Origin of the sequence: Hydrobacter penzbergensis, assembly GCF_900106985.1 — a bacterium.
GTDB lineage: Bacteria > Bacteroidota > Bacteroidia > Chitinophagales > Chitinophagaceae > Sediminibacterium > Sediminibacterium magnilacihabitans.
The window spans coordinates 75,798-95,367 of sequence record NZ_FNNO01000007.1 but is presented as its reverse complement, the minus strand read 5'-3'; the positions used below and the strand labels follow the sequence as shown (position 1 = coordinate 95,367).

The window sequence follows — 19,570 nt, the reverse complement described above, 5'->3', positions numbered from 1 at the left end:
TATGGAATACAATTTTAGTGCGATAGAGAAAAAATGGCAGGCACAATGGAAGCAGGATCATGCTTACCGGGTGAGTAATGAGAGCAGCAAACCCAAGTTTTATGTGCTGGATATGTTCCCTTATCCGAGTGGTTCAGGTTTGCACGTAGGGCACCCATTGGGGTATATCGCTTCGGATATTTACAGCCGATTCAAGCGGTTGAAAGGATTCAATGTGTTGCACCCGATGGGGTACGATGCGTTCGGTTTGCCTGCCGAGCAGTATGCGATCGAACATGGGGTGCATCCGGCAGTGAGCACCGCAGAAAATATCGATACATTCAGGAAGCAGTTAGACAATATCGGGTTTTGCTTCGATTGGGACAGGGAGGTGCGTACTTCCGATCCATCGTACTATAAATGGACCCAATGGATATTTCTTCAGTTGTTCAATAGTTATTACAATCGTCTCACACAAAAGGCGGAGCCTATAGCGCAGTTGGTAACGGTGTTTGAGAAAGAAGGGAATATAAAGCATGTATGTCCCGGAGATCATGCGATTCGTTTTTCCGCAATGGAATGGAACAACTATACCCATAAACAGCAACAGGATATTCTCATGAATTACCGCCTTGCTTTTTGCGGTTATGGTGAAGTGAACTGGTGCGAGGCATTGGGAACTGTATTGGCAAATGATGAAGTGATCAATGGGGTGAGTGAAAGGGGCGGACACCCGGTGGTAAAAAAGAAATTAAGACAATGGTACCTGCGCATTACTGAATATGCCGACCGCTTGCTGGATGGTTTGCAGACCATTGATTTCAGTGAGGCCATGAAAGAAATGCAGACGAACTGGATCGGCAAATCATCCGGAGCAGAGATCAGCTTCCAGGTGCAAGGCGCTGATGGTTGTAATGGGTTGCACTTGCATGTGTATACCACAAGGCCCGATACTATTTTTGGTGTCGATTTTATGGTAGTGGCCCCCGAGCATGAATTGATTGAGCGGATCACCAGTGATGAACAAAAAGAAACAGTAGAAGCCTATATTGCTTATGTAAAGAGCAGGAGCGAGCGCGAGCGCCAGGCAGAGAAAAAAATAACAGGCGCTTTTACCGGTGCGTATGCCCTGAATCCTTTCGACGGCCGGAAGATACCGGTATGGATATCGGAATACGTGCTGGCCGGATATGGTACGGGCGCCATCATGGCCGTTCCCTGCGGCGATGAACGGGATTATAAATTTGCGAAACACTTCAATATACCCATTACCAATATCATTGGCGATGCATACAATGGCGAAGAAGCCAATGCTACCAAAGATGCGAAACTGGAGAACAGTGGCTTCCTCAACGGCATGGTGATGCGCGATGCCATGGAAGTAGTGATAGACAAGCTGGAAGACATGGGCATTGGTAAACGCAAAGTGAACTATAAAATGCGCGATGCGGCTTTCAGCAGGCAACGCTATTGGGGTGAACCCTTCCCCATACAATGGAAGAATGGTGTAGCAGTTGCATTAAGTGAAACGGAGTTGCCGCTGGAACTGCCTGCTGTAGACCATTACAGCCCGGGACCTGAAGGTGAAGGCCCGCTTGCGAATATACCCGAATGGGTAGCGCGCGAATTGGAGACCAATACCATGCCCGGTTATGCAGGCTCTTCCTGGTATTTCCTGCGTTATATGGACCCGCATAACAAGGAAGCATTCTGTGATCGCAAAGCCAGTGATTACTGGAACCAGGTAGACCTTTATATCGGTGGTACGGAACATGCAGTAGGGCATTTATTGTATAGTCGCTTGTGGACAAAAGTGTTGTGTGACCTGGGACATATTGGTTTCGACGAGCCGTTCAGGAAATTGCTGAACCAGGGAATGATACAAGGCTCCAGTCGATTTGTATATCGATTGTTATGGAAGTTTGCTGGAACTGAAAGAGTTTTAGATCAAGCGAAACTGCCACAAGTCTTTATCTCAAAAGGAATCGTTGATGAATTGCATAAAGGGAATAAAGAAATAGAAGAAAGATATAAGACTGAATTATTAAACTTACTTAAGCAAACATATTCAGGAAGTGTTTCATTCATACATTCAATTGATGTCGTTGCGCTGCATGTAGATGTGAATATTGTAGACGGTGTTGAACTGGATACAAAAGCTTTCAAGCAGTGGAAGCCCGATTTTGCAGATGCGGAGTTTATTCTCGAAGATGGAAAATATATCTGTGGAGTTGAAGTGGAGAAGATGAGCAAATCGAAATTCAACACGGTGAACCCCAATACACTGGTAGATAAATTTGGAGCCGATACTTTCCGCATGTATGAAATGTTCCTCGGACCGGTAGAGCAAAGTAAACCATGGGATACCAAAGGAATAGAAGGCGTGCATCGCTTCATCAAAAAGCTCTGGCGTCTTTTCTTCGATGAACAGAAAGGCAAGCAATGGAATGAAGAAAAAGCAACGGCCGCAGAATTGAAAGTATTGCATCGAACCATCAAAAAAATTGAAGACGATACAGAACGATTCAGTTTCAATACAGCCGTGAGTACTTTTATGATCTGTGTGAATGAACTGAGCGATCTCAAATGTCACAAGCGGGAAGTACTGGAATCCTTACTCATTATGTTAACGCCGTATGCACCACATATTGCAGAAGAGCTCTGGCACCAGTTAGGTAATACCAGTTCTGTACTCGACGCGGCATACCCGGCGTACAACGCTTCCTTCACCGCAGAATCTGAAAAGGAATATCCTGTGAGCATCAATGGCCGTGTGCGTACCAATATTTCCATTTCACTCGATGCAACTGAAGCGCAGGTGAAAGAGATTGTATTGGGTAATGAGATGGTGCAGAAATGGATGGAAGATAAACCGCTCAAGAAATTGATCTTCGTTAAAGGAAAGATGATCAACGTAGTCATTTAAACAAAACCAACCAAAATGAGAACCTCCGGATTGTTGTTGTGTGCCCTGGCTTTTACAACTGCAGCGCACAGCCAAAAACAGCCCAAAGCGTTTGACCGTAACGACCTGATAGCAGGTAAAGCGCCCAGGAATTTTTTGAATGAACTGCCTGTTGTGGTAAAATGGACAGACGATACACATGTGATACTAAGGCAACGCATGCTTGCCGATACCATTGCAAAAAATTATTTGCTGGATGTTGTCAAGGGCAGCTATACTGCAACAACAGATGTACCTGCAATAGCGCCTGAATCTTCTTCCTTTGGCAGGTTTGTTTTTGTGAAGAACAATGATGTTGTGTATCGCCGGAATGGTGTGGATCAACAACTCACAAACGATCCCGCAGAAGAAAAGAACCCAATCTTTTCGCCCGATAGCAATTATGTTGCCTATACACGGAGCAATAACCTGTACACCTATAACCTGCTTACCAATAAAGAAACACAACTCACTACCGATGGCAGCAGCACCACACTGAATGGTTATGCGAGCTGGGTATATTACGAAGAGATATTCGGCCGGTCTACGCGCTACCGCGCATTCTGGTGGAGTCCCGACAGCCGCAAGCTGGCTTATATGCGCTTCGATGAAAGCATGGTGCCCATGTTCCCCATCTATGTGAGCGAAGGACAACACGGATACCTGGAAGAAACGCGTTATCCCAAAGCAGGAGATAAAAACCCGGAAGTAAAGTTGGGTATTGTTTCTCCTGAAGGAGGCACTACCGTATGGGCCGATTTCAATGCAAAAGATGACCAGTATTTCGGCTGGCCTATATGGTGCCCCGGCACTAACCAGTTATGGCTTCCCTGGATGAACCGCGATCAGACAAACCTGAAGATCTATGAAGTGAATATGACCAATGGGCAAAAAAATGAAGTGTATAACGAAGTGCAATCTACCTGGATCGACCTGGAAGACAGGGTGGGTGGCCGCATCAATTTTCTGCCAGACGGGAAAGGATATATCGCACAAAGCGATAATAGCGGTTGGAACCAACTTTATATGTATGGCATGGATGGAACGTTGAAATATCCAATCACCAATGGTAAATTCACTGTGCTGGGCATCCGATACATCGACCCGAAGAACCAGGTGATTTATTTCACTGCACGCGGACGTGAGAATACAGCGCACACAGATTTTTACAGCATCAAATTCAATGGATCGGAGTTGAAGCGACTGACTTTCGGCGATTACAACCATGCCTCCATCAGCTTATCCCCCGCAGGTAATTATTTTATTACCACCTATAGCAATGCCACTACACCGACCAGGATGACACTGGCAGATCATAATGGAAAGATTGTCAGGGAACTGGGAGATATGCGCGGAACCGAAATGGATAGTTACAAAGTTGCTAAAACAGAAATCATACGCATCAAAAGCGAAGACGGTAAATACGATCTGCCTGCTTATGTAACCTGGCCTGAAAATATGGATCCTAATAAAAAATATCCCATGCTCATCAGTATCTATGGTGGTCCCAATGCGGGCACTGTATGGGATAGCTGGACCTGGAGCGCCAACCGCCAATGGTATGCCAGTGAAGGATTGATACAGGTTTCATTTGATCATAGGGCAAGCGGACAATTTGGAAAAGAAGGTGTGAATTATATGTACCACAACCTGGGTTACTGGGAGATGGCCGATTATAAGACCATGGTAAAATGGTTCATTGCAAACGGACAAGCCGATCCTTCTAAAATATGTATCACCGGTTTTAGCTATGGTGGTTATATGACTTGCTATGCGCTTACTTATGGCGCGGATGTTTTTACCCATGGCATGGCCGGTGGTAGTGTGGTTGACTGGCATTTGTACGACAGTCATTATACCGAAAGATACATGGGCACTCCGCAGAACAACCCCAAAGGTTATCAAACCAGCAGTGTATTATCTTATGCAGGGCAGTATAAAGGAATGCTGCAAATTGTTCATGGCACCAGCGATGACAATGTACACATGCAAAACAGCTTGCAACTGGTAAGTGCACTGGAAGACAAAGGCAAAAATTTTGAATTCATGTTGTATCCTGGCGGAAGGCATGGATGGGGTAACCTGCCGGCTAAGAATATTCATTTCAGCAACCTCAAGACTAGGTTCATCTATAAATATTTATTAGAGAAACCCATCCCTCAAGGATTATTGAAATAAACTCTTTGCCCCGGGCTTAAGCCCGGGGCAAAGTTTATCAGGAATTATAAGCTTGAGCAAATGTTTGAGCAAAATCAGATAGCTTGGTTTTGCCTAGAGCCGGTCTGTTTTTGAAATACTCTTCTGTCATAGCGCCTGTATGCAATGCATGATTCATCTCGGCATAATTGCGGGCGATCTCTTCAGGCAAGCCGGCTTGTATCATGCCATTCAAAGCCTGCTCATCGGTAAAAGTTACCCAAGCGAGGTCGGATTTACCGATGGCTTTACCCAGTGTGACTGCGATCTGATCGGTTGATACTTCATCGCTGGCGATATAACGAATGGTCTGCCCTGCTGCGTAAGGTGTTGTTAATGCTTCCGCAGCTACTGCTGCAATATCCATTGGATCTACTATCGGAAATTTACCTTCACCTGCGCTGAAATTAGCGCCAATGATACCCATGCCTTTGATCATACCGATATTAGCAAAGAGATTGGGATAAAAATAAGCGGGACGCAAAATGGTAAGGTCCACATCTTTCAAAACACTCAATGCTTTTTCTGCGAGATGCAGACCGCTTACGGGACCCACGCCATCTGCAAGATGGGCACCTACACTGCTCAACAGAACTGCTTTTTTGATGCCCGCGGCTTTGATGGCCGTTGCATAATGTTCTCCTATTTTACCAATATAGGCTTTCCACTGGGTCACTTCGTAAATGGGAGGGATCATCAGGTAAACAGCATCTGCGCCGGTAAAGGTTCGGGTAAGAAAATGGGTGTCTTCTATAGAGCCTATGGCTGCTATGGCGCCGGCATCTGTTAACACTTTCAGGTTGGCTTCGTTGCGTCCAATCACTGTTACGTTATGTCCTAATTTTAATAAAGACAATGCCAGTGGCTTCGAAATATTTCCGGCTCCGCCGGTGATCACATACTTCATGGTTCAATTTTTAATGTTTGATATTAAGTTTGTATATACAAATGATGAGTTAAAAAAAATCAATCAGTCAGTTTATCAGCAATTTTAGTCAGTGTTTTCACAAACCGGATGCTCTCTTCTTTGCCAATGATGCTGGTATATTTAGTATGAAATTCATGCACACAATTCCTCAGTTCCGGTTGCAGGTCTTTTGCTTTGGGAGTGGGGTACACATTGGTGAGTTTTCCCTCCGTAGTGCGTATGACCAGTTTTTTTTCTTCCAGCTTTTCAATCAGGCGTGTGATGGTGCTGGGCGTGAGTTGCAACTGTTCTGCCAGGTTACCGGGCTGCATACCCGGCTCTTCCAGTACGGCCATGAGCAGGTACGCATGACTGGGAGAAAGGTCTACCTGCTTCCAGCATTCGTTGGCCATTTTCTCTACTTTCCGAGCGAGTGCGCTGGAAGTAAAGTAGAGGCATTCTGCATATTGACTGTCTGAAGTTTTCATTGACATTGCAAAAGTAGACCTTTTATTTGTATGTACAAATAAATTTTAGTTTCCTTACAGATAGCCGGTATTTTGTAGTTTTGAGGTATGTCCAACAGCATCCTGAACAGTGATTCATCTGGTTTAACCTCGGCCGATAAAGAGTTTGAGAACAGCATCCGGCCGCGGGAGATCGATGATTTTTCGGGGCAGCCCCAATTGATCGAGAACCTGGTCATTTTCATCAAAGCGGCCAAGCTCAGGGGCGAAGCGTTGGATCATATTTTATTCCATGGCCCTCCCGGATTGGGCAAGACCACCCTCAGCCGCATTGTAGCCAATGAACTGGGAGTGAACATCAAAGAAACTTCCGGTCCGGTCATTGAAAAGCCTGGTGACTTAGCTGGTCTGCTCACCAACCTGCAACCCAATGACGTATTGTTCATCGATGAGATACACCGGTTGAGTACGGTAGTAGAAGAATATCTCTATGCGGCGATGGAAGATTTTCGCATCGATATTATGATCGATTCTGGTCCAAATGCCCGTAGTGTGCAGATCAACCTGAACCCATTCACATTGGTGGGTGCTACTACTCGCAGCGGCTTGCTCACAGCGCCGTTGTTGTCGCGCTTCGGCATCAAATCAAGACTGGAATATTACCAGGCCGATACACTGAGAAAGATCATCGAAAGAAGCGCTTCTATATTGCAGGCTTCCATCAGCAGCGATGCCGCCGGAGAGATAGCCAGGCGTAGTCGAGGTACGCCCCGGATCGCGAACGGACTCCTGCGCAGGGTGCGCGATTTCGCGCAGGTATTGAACGATGGTGTTATCGATATCGGTATTACGCAACATGCATTGAAAGCATTGAATGTAGATGAGCATGGGCTCGATGAAATGGACAACCGTATACTGGCTGTTATCATTGATAAATTCAAAGGAGGGCCTGTAGGCATTACCACTATTGCTACGGCGGTGGGCGAGGAAGCAGGTACCATTGAAGAAGTATATGAGCCTTTCCTCATACAGGAAGGGTTCCTGCAGCGGACGCCGCGCGGACGGGAAGTAACCGCCAAGGCTTATGAGCACCTGGGCCGGAAACCCCATACAGGCCATCATCCCAACTTATTCAGTTAAACAAAATGCCGCAGAAATCTTCCGCGGCATTTGTCTTCCTATTATCAATATAGCTTATGGAGCTACGAGCCTGAATCCGTTTCCATGGATGTTCACGATCTCAATATTGCCGTCTTCTTTGAGGTATTTCCTCAGTTTGGCAATATATACATCCATGCTACGGCCATTGAAATAAGTATCACTGCCCCAGATCTTTTTCAATGCTTTTTCGCGAGGCAGTAAATCGTTTTTATGCTCGGCCAGCATTTTGAGCAGTTCATTTTCTTTGGGTGAAAGGGTTTGGGTCGATCCGTCGTGTTTCAGTTCACGAAGTTTGGGATTGAAATGGTATTTACCCAGGTCGAATTCTATGTTCTCACTCACCCTGCTTTCTTCTTCATTGCGTTTCAGGATGGCTTTCATCTTCAGCAATAGTACTTCACTGTCGAATGGTTTGGTAATATAATCGTCGGCACCCAGTTTATATCCCTGGATGATGTCTTCTTTCATGGTCTTGGCGCTGAGAAAGAACAGGGGGATATCAGGATCCACATCACGGATCTCTTCGGCGAGGGTAAAGCCGTCCATATTCGGCATCATTACATCTAATAAACAGATATCGAATTTTTCGCGCTGAAATGCGGCCAGGCCCAGGCGGCCATCTCTTTCAAGCGTTACATCGTAATCGTTCAGTTCCAGGTAATTCTTCAGCACCATTCCGAGGTTCGCATCGTCTTCACACAGGAGAATCTTGTATTTCTTTTTATCTTCCATAACACGTTATTTATGCCAAATAAAGATAATTCATTGCGAGTTTATATCCTAGCAGCCGCAATCTTTTGTTAAAAAGACCGGATCAGGTTGATAGGCGGGTGAAATAGCTTAATCCTAGAACTTTCCCAATTCGTTTTTTAGTTCATCTAGTAGTTGCTGCTCGCTTGGCAGGTATAACTGGTACTTGCTTGCCACAATCGATTTGTTGTTTTCCGGAAGGGTGATTTTCACCATAGCATCATTTTTATCTGCACACAGCAATACACCTACGGTTGGGTTTTCAAAATCCTGTTTTTCTAAACGGTCATAATAGTTCACATACATTTGAAGTTGTCCTATATCCTGATGGGTAAGTTTATGTGTTTTAATCTCAAACAACACAAAACTTTGTAATAATCTGTTGTAAAAAACGAGATCAACAAAATATTCATCTCCGCCGATATGAATACGCTTTTGCCGAGCCAAGAAAGAGAAGCCGTTGCCTAGTTCCAGCAGAAAATCCTGAAGATGTGTTATCAATACTGATTCCAAATCTTTTTCATAATAAACGTCTTCGTGTTTTAAGCTAAGGAATTCCAACACCATTGGGTCTTTGATTATTTCAGTTGGATTGGATGGCGTTTTTTCTCCCCGAGCTACGGCTATGACGCTTTCCTTGTCATTGCTCAATAAAAGCCGCTCATATAGTTGGCTATTTATTTGTCGTTCTAACTGTCGGGCAGTCCAATTGTTGCTGGACGCCTCGAGTTGGTAATACTCTCTTTTATCTTTCTTCTCAATAGAGATCAGGAGTTTGTAATGAGTCCAACTGAATTGCGCCCGCAGCGCAGACGCAATTGGAAACATCCGATAAAATTGACGGTATCGCTCTAATTGCCGTATAGAAAAGCCACTACCGAACTCCGGTTGCAGTGCTTCAGATAAGGATTTAATTAGATAAGAACCATAATCTGCTCGCTTCTTACCGGCCTGTTCTTCCTCGAAAATGCGTTTACCTATATTCCAATACATCAATACCCGGGTTTGATCTACTGCTCGTATGGCCTGCTCTCTGCTTAGAAGAATAAGCGTTTTAATTTCTTCTATTAATGATGTAGTGAGTGTCATAAAATCGAGTTGTCTTTATTTGCCAATGTTACTCATGACATCAACAACAAAATCAGGTATTTATACCTAATTTGATGATCTGCTGTTAATGAGAGAACCGGTTCATTACAAGCGCAAATATGCAATTGATGGCATACTGGACTCTTCGATGCAAGTGATGGAAGTGTTTGATACAAGTGCTTGAAATATCCAATACAGGTGATAGAAGTTTCCAATACAGCTACTCGAAACAGTCAATACAAGTGCTTGAACTTCCCAGCAACTTGTAAAAAGTGTGGTATTGACCTGCTTTTAGAGATCTTGACTGCTTTCCAGCGATACTATACAAATACCCAACCGCTTTTAATAAACTAATAGCTTGCATCTATCATAGTATAGATTTAATCGATTGAATTTATGCCTCAGGAATCATAAGTTTGTTACGCTATCAGCAATACAGCGTATTGCTGAACAATCAATCACTCACCACGAAAATTGTAAAATATGGAAAACATGCACGGCGATATCAGCAAATGCCCGTTTCATAACGGGACTTTAAAAAAGCAAAACACAGGCAATAGCGGAACAAAGAACAGCGACTGGTGGCCCAACCAGTTAAAATTAAACACCCTTCGCCAGCATGCTGCGTTATCCAATCCTATGGATAAGGATTTCAATTATGCCGAAGCGTTTAAAAGCCTTGACCTGGAAGCGGTGAAGAAAGACCTGCATGCTTTGATGACAGATTCGCAGGACTGGTGGCCCGCTGATTTCGGCCATTATGGTCCATTCTTTATTCGCATGGCCTGGCACAGCGCGGGCACTTACAGAACCGGCGATGGACGTGGTGGTGCGGGCGCGGGTCAGCAACGTTTTGCCCCGCTTAATTCATGGCCTGATAACGGTAACCTGGATAAAGCACGCCGTCTGCTGCTTCCTGTCAAATTAAAATACGGAAGCAAAATTTCCTGGGCCGATCTGATGATCCTTGCAGGAAATATTGCCCTGGAATCAATGGGATTCAAAACTTTTGGCTTCGCTGGCGGACGTGAAGATGTATGGGAACCTGAAGAAGATGTGTATTGGGGAAATGAAAAGAAATGGCTGGAATTAAGTGGTGGGCCCAACAGCCGTTACAGCGGAGAACGCGAGTTGGAAAACCCACTGGCTGCCGTACAAATGGGACTGATCTATGTGAACCCGGAAGGACCCGATGGCAACCCTGATCCGGTTGCGGCAGCAAAAGACATCCGGGAAACATTTGCGCGCATGGCAATGAATGATGAAGAAACCGTTGCATTGATTGCAGGCGGACATACATTCGGAAAAACGCATGGTGCAGGCGATGCAGCGCTTGTAGGTGCTGCACCGGAAGCGGCTAGCATAGAAGAACAGGGCCTGGGATGGGCAAGCAAATTCGGTACTGGAAAAGGCGCAGATGCCATCACAAGCGGATTAGAATTAATATGGACAACCACACCAACAAAATGGAGTAATAATTTCTTCCGGAATTTATTTGGCTATGAATGGGAATTGGAAAAAAGCCCGGCAGGTGCGCATCAATGGGTAGCGAAAGGTGCAGGGGCAACGATTCCGGATGCATTTGATGCGAATAAAAAGCATTTACCGAAAATGCTTACAACAGATCTGTCGCTACGCATGGACCCTGTGTATGAGAAAATAGCCAGGCGGTTTATGGAAAACCCCGATCAGTTTGCCGATGCATTTGCAAGGGCCTGGTTTAAATTAACACACAGGGATATGGGGCCTCGTGCAAGGTATTTAGGTCCTGATGTTCCCCGTGAAGAATTGATCTGGCAGGATCCCATTCCAGCAGTAGATCATAAATTGATAGACGAAAGCGATGTTGAAGCAATAAAGGGTACCATTTTGCATTCGGGCTTATCTGTTTCCCAACTGGTCTCAACAGCTTGGGCTTCTGCATCAACCTTTCGTGGCTCCGACAAGCGTGGCGGCGCCAATGGTGCGCGTATCCGTTTTGCGCCACAGCTATCCTGGGCTGTCAATAATCCTGCGCAATTATCAAAGGTGCTGGACAAATTAACAACGATCCAAAAGGATTTCAATGCTGCACAAAAAGATGGTAAGAAGATTTCCATCGCGGATATGATTGTATTAGCCGGCTGCACAGGTGTGGAGAAAGCCGCAAAAGATGCAGGTTATACTATAAAAGTTCCTTTCACACCGGGGCGTATGGATGCTTTGCAGGAGCAAACAGATGTGGCGTCTTTTGCAGTATTAGAGCCGATGGCAGATGGCTTCCGTAATTATCTGAAAACAAAGTTTTCTGTATCAACAGAAGCTTTGTTGGTTGATAAAGCGCAACTGCTCACATTGACCCCTCCTGAAATGACGGTACTTATTGGCGGTTTGCGTGTATTGAATACAAATGCTGATGGTTCTGCGCATGGCGTATTTACCAGCCGTAAAGAAGTATTGAGCAATGATTTCTTTGTAAACCTGCTCGATATGAACACTGTCTGGAGTGCAAAGGATGAACACCAGGAGTTGTTTGAAGGGAAGGACAGGAAAACCGGTGCATTAAAATGGACAGCTACGCGCGCCGACCTGGTCTTTGGTTCACAATCAGAATTAAGGGCTTTGGCCGAAGTATATGCAAGCGCCGATGCAGGAGAGAAATTTGTGAAAGATTTTGTGGCAGCATGGACTAAGGTGATGAACCTTGACCGGTTTGATTGACCACAATCACCTTATTCCCTAATACCTGTCATACGTCCTGGAGTTTCGTATCTATAGTTTTACGAAAAAAATATGGAGAAGATCCTGCTGGCCATTGAAGCTGCAAATCCAGACAAAAATGCCATCGAATTTGCCTGCTATCTGGCACGGTTAACAAAGTCTAAAATCACTGGAATCTTTCTTGAAAATATTGTTGCACAACATGAATTTGCACTAAAAGAAATACCAGGTGCTCCCTACCGGGAATGGCATGCAGATGAAAGATCTTCCGAATATAGAATACGGGCAGAGGCAATAGAAAAAAATATCACTCTTTTCAAGCAAAAATGTACAGGAGAAAAAATCACATGCCGGGTACATAGAGACAGAGGTGTGCCTGCTGACGAATTGATTGAAGAAAGCAGGTTTGCAGATTTGGTTGTCGTTGACGCTGAAACTTCATTCAATAAACGGTATGAAGGCAGTCCAACTGAATTTGTAAAAGATATTTTGCAAAAGGCCGAATGCCCTGTAGTGATAGCCCCCGAAAGTTTCGACGGAATCAATGAGGTTGTCTTTACATACAATGACTCTGCCTCATCTGTGTTTGCTATCAAACAATTTACTTATCTCTTACCTCAATTGCATGAAATAAAAGTATCGATAATACAAGTCAATGAATCCGGTAAATGGGAAGACCGGGACAAGTATATATTTTCCGAATGGTTAAAAGATCATTATGGCAATCTGCATTTCGAGGCATTGAAAGGAGATACCAACACGGTTTTGTTTGATTATCTGCTCAGGAGAAAAAATATTTTTCTGGTGATGGGAGCCTATGGCAGGAATACCTTATCGCAATTCTTTAAACATAGCCGGGCAGAGCTTTTAATAAAAGGCACATCTCAGCCCATCTTTATTGCACATCATTGATGCCTGATATTTTCATTAAAAAAACCGGGGCTATGAAAAAATTTATTGTTGCGTTTGATGGTTTGAGATTCTCGGAAAGTGTAAGAGATTATGCTATTGAGCTTGCCAATCAAAGTAATGCTCACCTCGTTGGGGTTTTTTTAGATGATTTTATGCATCACAGTTACAAAATATACAATCTTATTACAGAAAATAAGAATTACCATGCAAAACAAAAGAAGCTAGAAGAAAAGGACGTAGCAACTAGAAGGGAAGCGGTTGAAAAATTTGAAATCGCCTGCCAGGATGCGGGATTGCAATATACAGTACATCATGACCGGAACGCAGCCATACAGGAGCTGTTGCACGAGAGCATTTATGCCGATCTGTTAATGATAGATAATACCGAAACTTTAACGGCTTATACCGAAAAGATTCCCAGTGAATTTATTAACGATCTGCTCAGTCAAACAAAGTGCCCTGTGTTAATGGTGCCTCATCATTTTGAGCCAATCGATAAGGTTGTCCTACTCTATAATGGGGAAGCATCGTCTGTTTATGCTATAAAAATGTTCAGTTACATACTAGCATCATTAAAACAGAAACCGACTGAAGTTGTCAGTGTGAAAGGGACAAATGACAGTTTGCATTTACCAGACAATGCATTGATGAAAGAGTTTATGAAACGTCATTTCTCAGAAGTATCTTATACCATTTTAAAGGGTTCAGCTGAAACAAAAATTCATACCTATCTGAAACGGGCTGGCAATCATACCCTTGTGGTACTAGGAGCCTATAGCAGGGGAATGATAAGTAATTGGTTACGTCCCAGCATGGCTGACATGATTATGAAGGAATTACAGGTGCCCTTGTTTATTGCTCATATTAAATAAGGAATAAAACAGAGCTACAATTTAATTCTAACAATAGCCTGCTTTATTACCCATGTTTCTTTTCAATCTCAAAGCTGATTTTGGCGGTGATTCGGTAGTCTACAATTTTATTCTTGTTTACAGTTGCGCTATGATCCTTAACATAAATGGACCGGATATTGTTCAGCGTTTTACCCGCTTCGGTAATTGCTTTTTGCGCGGCATCTTCCCAACTTTTACTGGAGTCAGCCATTACTTCAATAACTTTTAAGATTGACATAGAATTTCTTTTTACTGATGAGTGAATAAAATCATGAAGTAAGGTAGCGCTGGTATTCGGCTAAATCAATGACGAATATCACCCTATTATGTAATTGACGTCATTAAGGAAAAATGAATACTAGAATACATTTGTTACAATTCGGAAATAATTTTTCCGAAATAATAAACATTAAATCATTCAAATATTTTACTTATGAAAACTGATATTCAAATTCAAAAAGATGTAATGGAAGAGTTGAAATGGGACCCTTCCCTCAATGCAGCCGAGATCGGCGTAACTGTTAAGAACGGAATTGTAACTCTTTCCGGGCAAGTTAACAGCTACGCAAAAAAAATGGCTGCTGAAAAAGATGTAAAAAAAATTTCCGGCGTAAAAGCAGTAGCTGAAGATATCCAGTTGCGCGTTTTTCCTTCATTTCAGAAATCCGATTCCGAAATCGCCGAAGCAGTGTTGAATGCACTCAAATGGAATTCCAGTATACAGGAAGAGAAGATCAAAATAAAAGTGGAAAATGGGGTTGTTCAACTGGAAGGCGAAGTGGAATGGGAGTACCAGCGCACAAATGTTAAATCAACGATCGAAAATTTGACCGGTGTAAAATCAGTTTTGAACCTGATAACAATAAAACCAAAGCTTACTGCTTCTGGTGTTCACCAAAAAATAATTGAAGCGCTTTACAGAAGCGCCACTGTTGATGCTGAAAACATAATTGTGCAAACTATCGGCAGCAAGGTTGTTCTTAGCGGAAAAGTCCGTTCACTTGCCGAAAAAGAAGATGCGGAGCTTGCTGCGTGGAACGCCCCTGGCGTTATCAGCGTGGAAAATGACCTGCGAATTTAAAAGACTACAGAGTCCTGTACTTGAATGATGCGGCAGATTGTGACAAATAAAACCCGCAACCAGGAATTGGCTGATATCTTTCATCAAATGGCAGGCTGCTATCGGTATTTGGGACCCGAACAACGGTTTCGTTCAACAGCTTATGAAAATGCGTCGGGCACCATCCAAAGCCTGAAAAATGATATAAGCATATATGCTGCCAATGCGAAATCGTTGAATCGGCTCAATAATATTGGCAGCAGCATAGCAGAAAAGATTATTGAATACCTGGGAACTGGAAAAATTGCGGCCTTTGAAAGGTTAAAGAGGGAAGTCCCTAAAGGCCTGTTGGAATTGATGAATATATCAAGTTTTGGCCCTGCTACTGTAAAACTACTTCATGAAAACTTCGATATAAGCAATAAAGAAGACCTGATTTTGGCCATTGAATCCGGAAAATTGAAAGATGCCAAGGGATTAGGAGAAAAGAAACTAGAAAACCTGATGAGGGGTTTGAAACTATATAAGACCGGACAAGAAAGAGTGCCGCTATCAACCGGACTGAAAGCAGGAACTAAATTGCTTGAAACAATCCAAAAAATAAATGGGATAGTAAAGGCTGATCTGGCAGGAAGCCTGAGAAGAGGAAAGAAGACAATAGGTGATATCGATATGGTGATTTGTGCGCAAAAACAGGATTGGAAAAGAATCACAAATAGAATCAAAGAAATTGGACAGATTGAAAGAATACTGGTAAGCGGCGACACTAAAGTAAGTTTTCTGTTGAAGCAGAACCATATACAGGTAGACATAAGACTTGTACAAGTGGATGAGTATGGAGCAGCCCTACTGTATTTCACAGGCTCCAAAGAGCATACCCTCAAATTAAGATTATTGGCAAAGGAGAAGGGATGGAAACTCAATGAATATGGATTGTTTGATGTAAAAACCGGTGAAAAGCTAGCAGGCAAAACCGAACAAGGTATTTATGAACGGTTTGGTATGAAATATATTCCGCCTGAATTAAGAGAAGGTAGGGACGAAATTGAGTTGGCAAACGAACATAAACTACCAGATCTGGTTAAGTCTGCTTTATAGACCTGTTATTACTGCCGAATCTGAAGAAAATGATTTTTGTTATCTCTGCAGTTACAACAAAAGCTACCAGGATAATAAACAGGAATAATAGCTGTTGAGAGTTGCCAGCAACAAAACCCAACATTCCGGCAAAAGGTGAAATGGGGAGTAAGATAGTAATAGCTAAGGATATAATACTTGTTATGAGCAATAACCGCCCCGGCTCACTTTTAAAAAGGGGTTTTCGGGTGCGGATAATGAATGTAATCAATAGTTGGGTAATGGTTGACTCCCAAAACCAGCCGGTCTGAAATGCAATGTCTGTAAGCTTTAAATGAACATATAAGACGTAAAAGGTAAGGAAGTCGAATATAGTGCTGTGCAAGCCGAAGATGATCATAAAATTCCGGATCATTTTAATATCCCAACTACCGGGCTTTTCCAATTGTTGAGCATCCACGTTGTCGGAAGCTATGGTTAGAAAAGGGACATCGGTGAGCAGATTAATAAGCAGGATTTGCTTGGGCAGCATAGGCAGAAAAGGTAATAATAAAGAAGCTCCGGCCAGGCCGAGCATATTGCCGAATGTAGCGCCGGTATTAATGAAAATATATTTCATCGAATTGACAAAGGACTTTCTTCCCTCATCAATACCATCGGCAATTACGCCCAGGTCCTTATCCAATAAGACAAAATCAGCTGCCTCCTTTGCAATATCAACTGCATTATTCGTTGAAATGCCAATGTCTGCGGCGTTGATGGCAGCTACATCATTGATACCATCGCCAATATAAGCTACAGTGAACTTAGATTTCTGTAATGCCTTAATAATAAGCTCTTTCTGCTGTGGCTCAATTTCTGCAAAAACGTCAATTTCTACCACTTTAACCATTAAGGATTCGGGCGAGAGACTGTTCATTTCTTCGCCAGAGAGAATGATCTGATTTTCAATCCCAATTTCTCGGGCGATATTCAGTGCAACATGCTGATTATCACCGGTAATGATTTTGGTTTTGATCTGTAATTGTTTTAATCTTTCGATAGATGACTGTGTGGTTTCTTTTAGAGGGTCTTCCAGCAAAATATACCCAAGAAAGGTCATCTGCTGTTCGTCTTGCCGGCTCACTTTGTTGCCGATTAATTCCTTATAGGCAAGTCCCAGTGTCCTATAACCCTGTTTGCTGTAAAAGACAAACTGTTGTTCAATCTTTTGACGGATTGAATCATCAAGCGGCTTTACCTGCAAATCTTCTGATTGGAACTGACTGCATACATCCAGTACATTAACAAAGGCCCCTTTTGTAATAAAAAAACGCCGGGTATTGTACTCAACTGCAACACTAAGTCGTTTGCGTATGAAATCATATGGTACTTCGTTGATCTTATCATATCCTGGCAGATTAAAGTTTAATGAGCTAATAGCCTCATCAATAGGGTTGGTAAATCCATTCTGAAGAGAGGCATTTAACCATGCATAAACCTGTATTTGGTTATTTGTTTTTCCATTTATGCCAACTATGCCTTTTACTTTTATATTTCCTTCTGTAATTGTACCTGTTTTGTCGGTACATAATATGTTCACTTCCCCAAAGTTGAAGATGGAAGACAGCTTTTTTACAATAACTTTTTTCTTCATCATTCGCCGCGCCCCGGCCGACATAACGAAAGTCATTATAGCGGGCAGTAGTTCCGGCGCCATGCCAACGGCCAGGGAAAGAGAAAACAGAACAGAGCCAAACAGAGGCCTTTTAAAGTACAGATTGGCTATCAATATTACAAGTGAAAGAATAACAGTGATGTGTAAAAGAAAATAACCGAAACGCCTGATGCCTTTTTCAAATGCTGTTTCAGGGGTTTGTGCAAGGCTACGTGCCATCTTCCCAAAATAAGTCTGGTTTCCTGTTTGCACTACCAATGCTTTGGCAGTTCCGCTCACTACATTAGTCCCCTGCCATAAACAATTATGTTTTTTTGTCAAAGAGGCATTATCCGGCACTTCTCCAATCATTTTTTCAACCGGGTAAGACTCTCCTGTCAATGTGCTTTCATTAACATGAAGTTCGTTACTTTCAACAATCCTGCAATCTGCCGGAATAATATCGCCAGCCTTAAGCAACAAAATGTCGCCAGATGCAATTTGCTGCGATGTTACCTGAATTTCCCGGCCTTCCCGCAAAACATCATGCTTGTTCTCAATCATTTTTCGTAACTTCTCAAAAGCCCGTCCGGCATTTGCTTCCTGCCAGAATCCCACCAGGCCGGTTATCATAAGAATAAAAAGGATGATGAATGCATCTGATGATTCGCCTAAAATGGCTGCCAGAATCACTGCAATCGCCAATAGCAGCACTAATGGGTTAAGAAACTGTCGAAGCAGTATCCGTAACTCCCTTCTGAACCTGGTTTCGGGTTTATCTGATTTAAGTCTTTCTCTATTTCGTTTTGAAGCCTGTTCTGCTGTGAGACCATCTGCAGAAGATTGCAGCTCGATATACAATTGTTCTATCGGCAATGAAGAAATGGAGAAATTGTCCATATTATTTATGTGCAATGAAAATCGGGATTTGATGCTCTTTTATGGTTTCTGCAATAAAGCTTTTATGAAACAAACGATATAAAGATGACCGTCCGTAAGCGCCACTTACAAGAATAGCAGCTTTCTCTTCACTCAGCCATGTATTAAAGTATTTTTTGGGATCCGGCTCAAATTTGAGCAAACTGAAACTGCTAAAATGCCGGGCAGCCAATTCGGCCATGTTCAGTTCATCTGGCAGCGGCTCGTTTACATTATCATTTGCGCAAACCAGCATTGTTTCATTGCTTGTTAGTTCCGGCAAAAGGTAGGAAAATTGTTTAATAGCATGCACAGAAGATTCCCCTCCGTCATAAGCAAGAATATTACAAGCGGGAAATTCAAATTGATCCGGGACAAGGATGATCGGGCATTCAATATCATGCAGGGTTTCTTCCAGGTATTCATTCGGCTCATTTTTTATGCTTGCATAAAAAGATTCACTGCTGATGATCAGGAGATCTGCAAACCGTGATTCTTTTATTAATTCCGGAATAGCGAAATCTAAATAATCCTTGTGAACCCTGTATTCAATTCCATGATCAATACAATAATGTTCGAAACGAGTAATATTTTTTTGTATTGCTTCCTTTTCATCCTCCCCAGCCAGGGAAAGCAATTCCTTCCCTGATACACCAGTTCCAAAATAAAGCCACAAATTAGCAATATTCGTTTGGGGCAAAAAGGCACCGGCAATCAGCACCTGCGCCTTTTCATTTAGTTTGGCGGCAAATGAAAGAGCAGAATCTGAGTAATGCACTCCGTCAAATGCTATTAATATCTTTCTCATATTATTTTGATTAGCGTTCCAAAACTACCAATAGGTGATATCATAAAAGCTGACCAGGTGCAGCTTAATGGCT

At 43.0% G+C, this 19,570-nt stretch carries 15 protein-coding genes; 8 read left to right on the top strand and 7 right to left on the bottom strand.

Going from position 1 to position 19,570, the window contains the following annotated elements; genetic code table 11:
• Position 1 precedes the first annotated feature (1 nt).
• Together BLU98_RS09195 and BLU98_RS09190 are read left to right on the top strand one after the other, a co-directional pair.
• Positions 2–2,905: a leucine--tRNA ligase gene (locus BLU98_RS09195; protein WP_092723736.1), complete on the top strand. Its 2,904-nt coding sequence runs from the start codon at positions 2–4 to the stop codon at positions 2,903–2,905.
• Positions 2,906–2,920: 15 nt separating this feature from the next.
• Positions 2,921–5,101: a S9 family peptidase gene (locus BLU98_RS09190; protein ID WP_092723735.1), complete on the top strand. Its 2,181-nt coding sequence runs from the start codon at positions 2,921–2,923 to the stop codon at positions 5,099–5,101.
• A 37-nt stretch (positions 5,102–5,138) separates the two neighbouring features.
• On the opposite strand, the gene BLU98_RS09185 is transcribed toward BLU98_RS09190, so the two are convergent.
• Both BLU98_RS09185 and BLU98_RS09180 read right to left on the bottom strand, forming a co-directional pair.
• Complete coding sequence (locus BLU98_RS09185; protein WP_092723734.1) at positions 5,139–6,026, bottom strand: NmrA family NAD(P)-binding protein; 888 nt, start codon at positions 6,024–6,026, stop codon at positions 5,139–5,141.
• A 59-nt stretch (positions 6,027–6,085) separates the two neighbouring features.
• Positions 6,086–6,514 (bottom strand): MarR family winged helix-turn-helix transcriptional regulator, encoded by a 429-nt coding sequence (locus BLU98_RS09180; protein ID WP_026769021.1) that lies wholly within the window; start codon positions 6,512–6,514, stop codon positions 6,086–6,088.
• Positions 6,515–6,601: 87 nt separating this feature from the next.
• Here BLU98_RS09180 and ruvB point away from each other — a divergent pair, with 87 nt between their 5' ends.
• Complete coding sequence (ruvB, locus tag BLU98_RS09175; RefSeq protein ID WP_092723732.1) at positions 6,602–7,633, top strand: Holliday junction branch migration DNA helicase RuvB; 1,032 nt, start codon at positions 6,602–6,604, stop codon at positions 7,631–7,633.
• Between the two features lie 54 nt (positions 7,634–7,687).
• Here ruvB and BLU98_RS09170 read toward each other — a convergent pair whose 3' ends face one another.
• Together BLU98_RS09170 and BLU98_RS09165 are read right to left on the bottom strand one after the other, a co-directional pair.
• Entirely contained in the window at positions 7,688–8,386 is a 699-nt protein-coding gene (locus tag BLU98_RS09170; RefSeq protein WP_092723731.1) for a response regulator transcription factor, read from the bottom strand.
• Positions 8,387–8,500: 114 nt separating this feature from the next.
• Positions 8,501–9,493 carry a PDDEXK nuclease domain-containing protein gene (locus tag BLU98_RS09165; protein WP_092723730.1) on the bottom strand — a complete coding sequence of 331 codons (993 nt, stop codon included), beginning with the start codon at positions 9,491–9,493 and terminating at the stop codon, positions 8,501–8,503.
• A gap of 483 nt (positions 9,494–9,976) precedes the next feature.
• On the opposite strand from BLU98_RS09165, the gene katG reads away from it, so the two are divergent.
• The 3 genes from katG (at position 9,977) to BLU98_RS09150 (ending at position 13,977) form a co-directional block, all read left to right on the top strand.
• Positions 9,977–12,193 (top strand): catalase/peroxidase HPI, encoded by a 2,217-nt coding sequence (katG, locus tag BLU98_RS09160; RefSeq protein ID WP_092723729.1) that lies wholly within the window; start codon positions 9,977–9,979, stop codon positions 12,191–12,193.
• A 72-nt stretch (positions 12,194–12,265) separates the two neighbouring features.
• Positions 12,266–13,105 (top strand): universal stress protein, encoded by an 840-nt coding sequence (locus BLU98_RS09155; protein WP_092723728.1) that lies wholly within the window; start codon positions 12,266–12,268, stop codon positions 13,103–13,105.
• 32 nt (positions 13,106–13,137) lie between these two features.
• Positions 13,138–13,977 (top strand): universal stress protein, encoded by an 840-nt coding sequence (locus BLU98_RS09150; protein WP_092723825.1) that lies wholly within the window; start codon positions 13,138–13,140, stop codon positions 13,975–13,977.
• A gap of 46 nt (positions 13,978–14,023) precedes the next feature.
• Here BLU98_RS09150 and BLU98_RS09145 read toward each other — a convergent pair whose 3' ends face one another.
• Positions 14,024–14,236 (bottom strand): dodecin family protein, encoded by a 213-nt coding sequence (locus BLU98_RS09145; protein ID WP_092723727.1) that lies wholly within the window; start codon positions 14,234–14,236, stop codon positions 14,024–14,026.
• 195 nt (positions 14,237–14,431) lie between these two features.
• On the opposite strand from BLU98_RS09145, the gene BLU98_RS09140 reads away from it, so the two are divergent.
• Positions 14,432–15,079, top strand: coding sequence for a BON domain-containing protein (locus BLU98_RS09140; RefSeq protein WP_092723726.1), 648 nt, complete (start codon positions 14,432–14,434; stop codon positions 15,077–15,079).
• A 24-nt stretch (positions 15,080–15,103) separates the two neighbouring features.
• On the top strand, positions 15,104–16,156 hold the full coding sequence (locus BLU98_RS09135) for a type-X family DNA polymerase (RefSeq protein WP_257574854.1): 1,053 nt from the start codon (positions 15,104–15,106) through the stop codon (positions 16,154–16,156).
• Here the strand turns inward: BLU98_RS09135 and mgtA are convergent.
• Together mgtA and BLU98_RS09125 are read right to left on the bottom strand one after the other, a co-directional pair.
• The gene (gene mgtA, locus BLU98_RS09130) at positions 16,140–18,671 is read right to left on the bottom strand and encodes a magnesium-translocating P-type ATPase (RefSeq protein ID WP_092723725.1); all 2,532 of its coding nucleotides are present in this window, start codon (positions 18,669–18,671) and stop codon (positions 16,140–16,142) included. The genes BLU98_RS09135 and mgtA overlap by 17 nt on opposite strands.
• 1 nt (position 18,672) lies before the next feature.
• Positions 18,673–19,497, bottom strand: coding sequence for a putative universal stress family protein (locus BLU98_RS09125; protein ID WP_092723724.1), 825 nt, complete (start codon positions 19,495–19,497; stop codon positions 18,673–18,675).
• Positions 19,498–19,570: the final 73 nt, after the last annotated feature.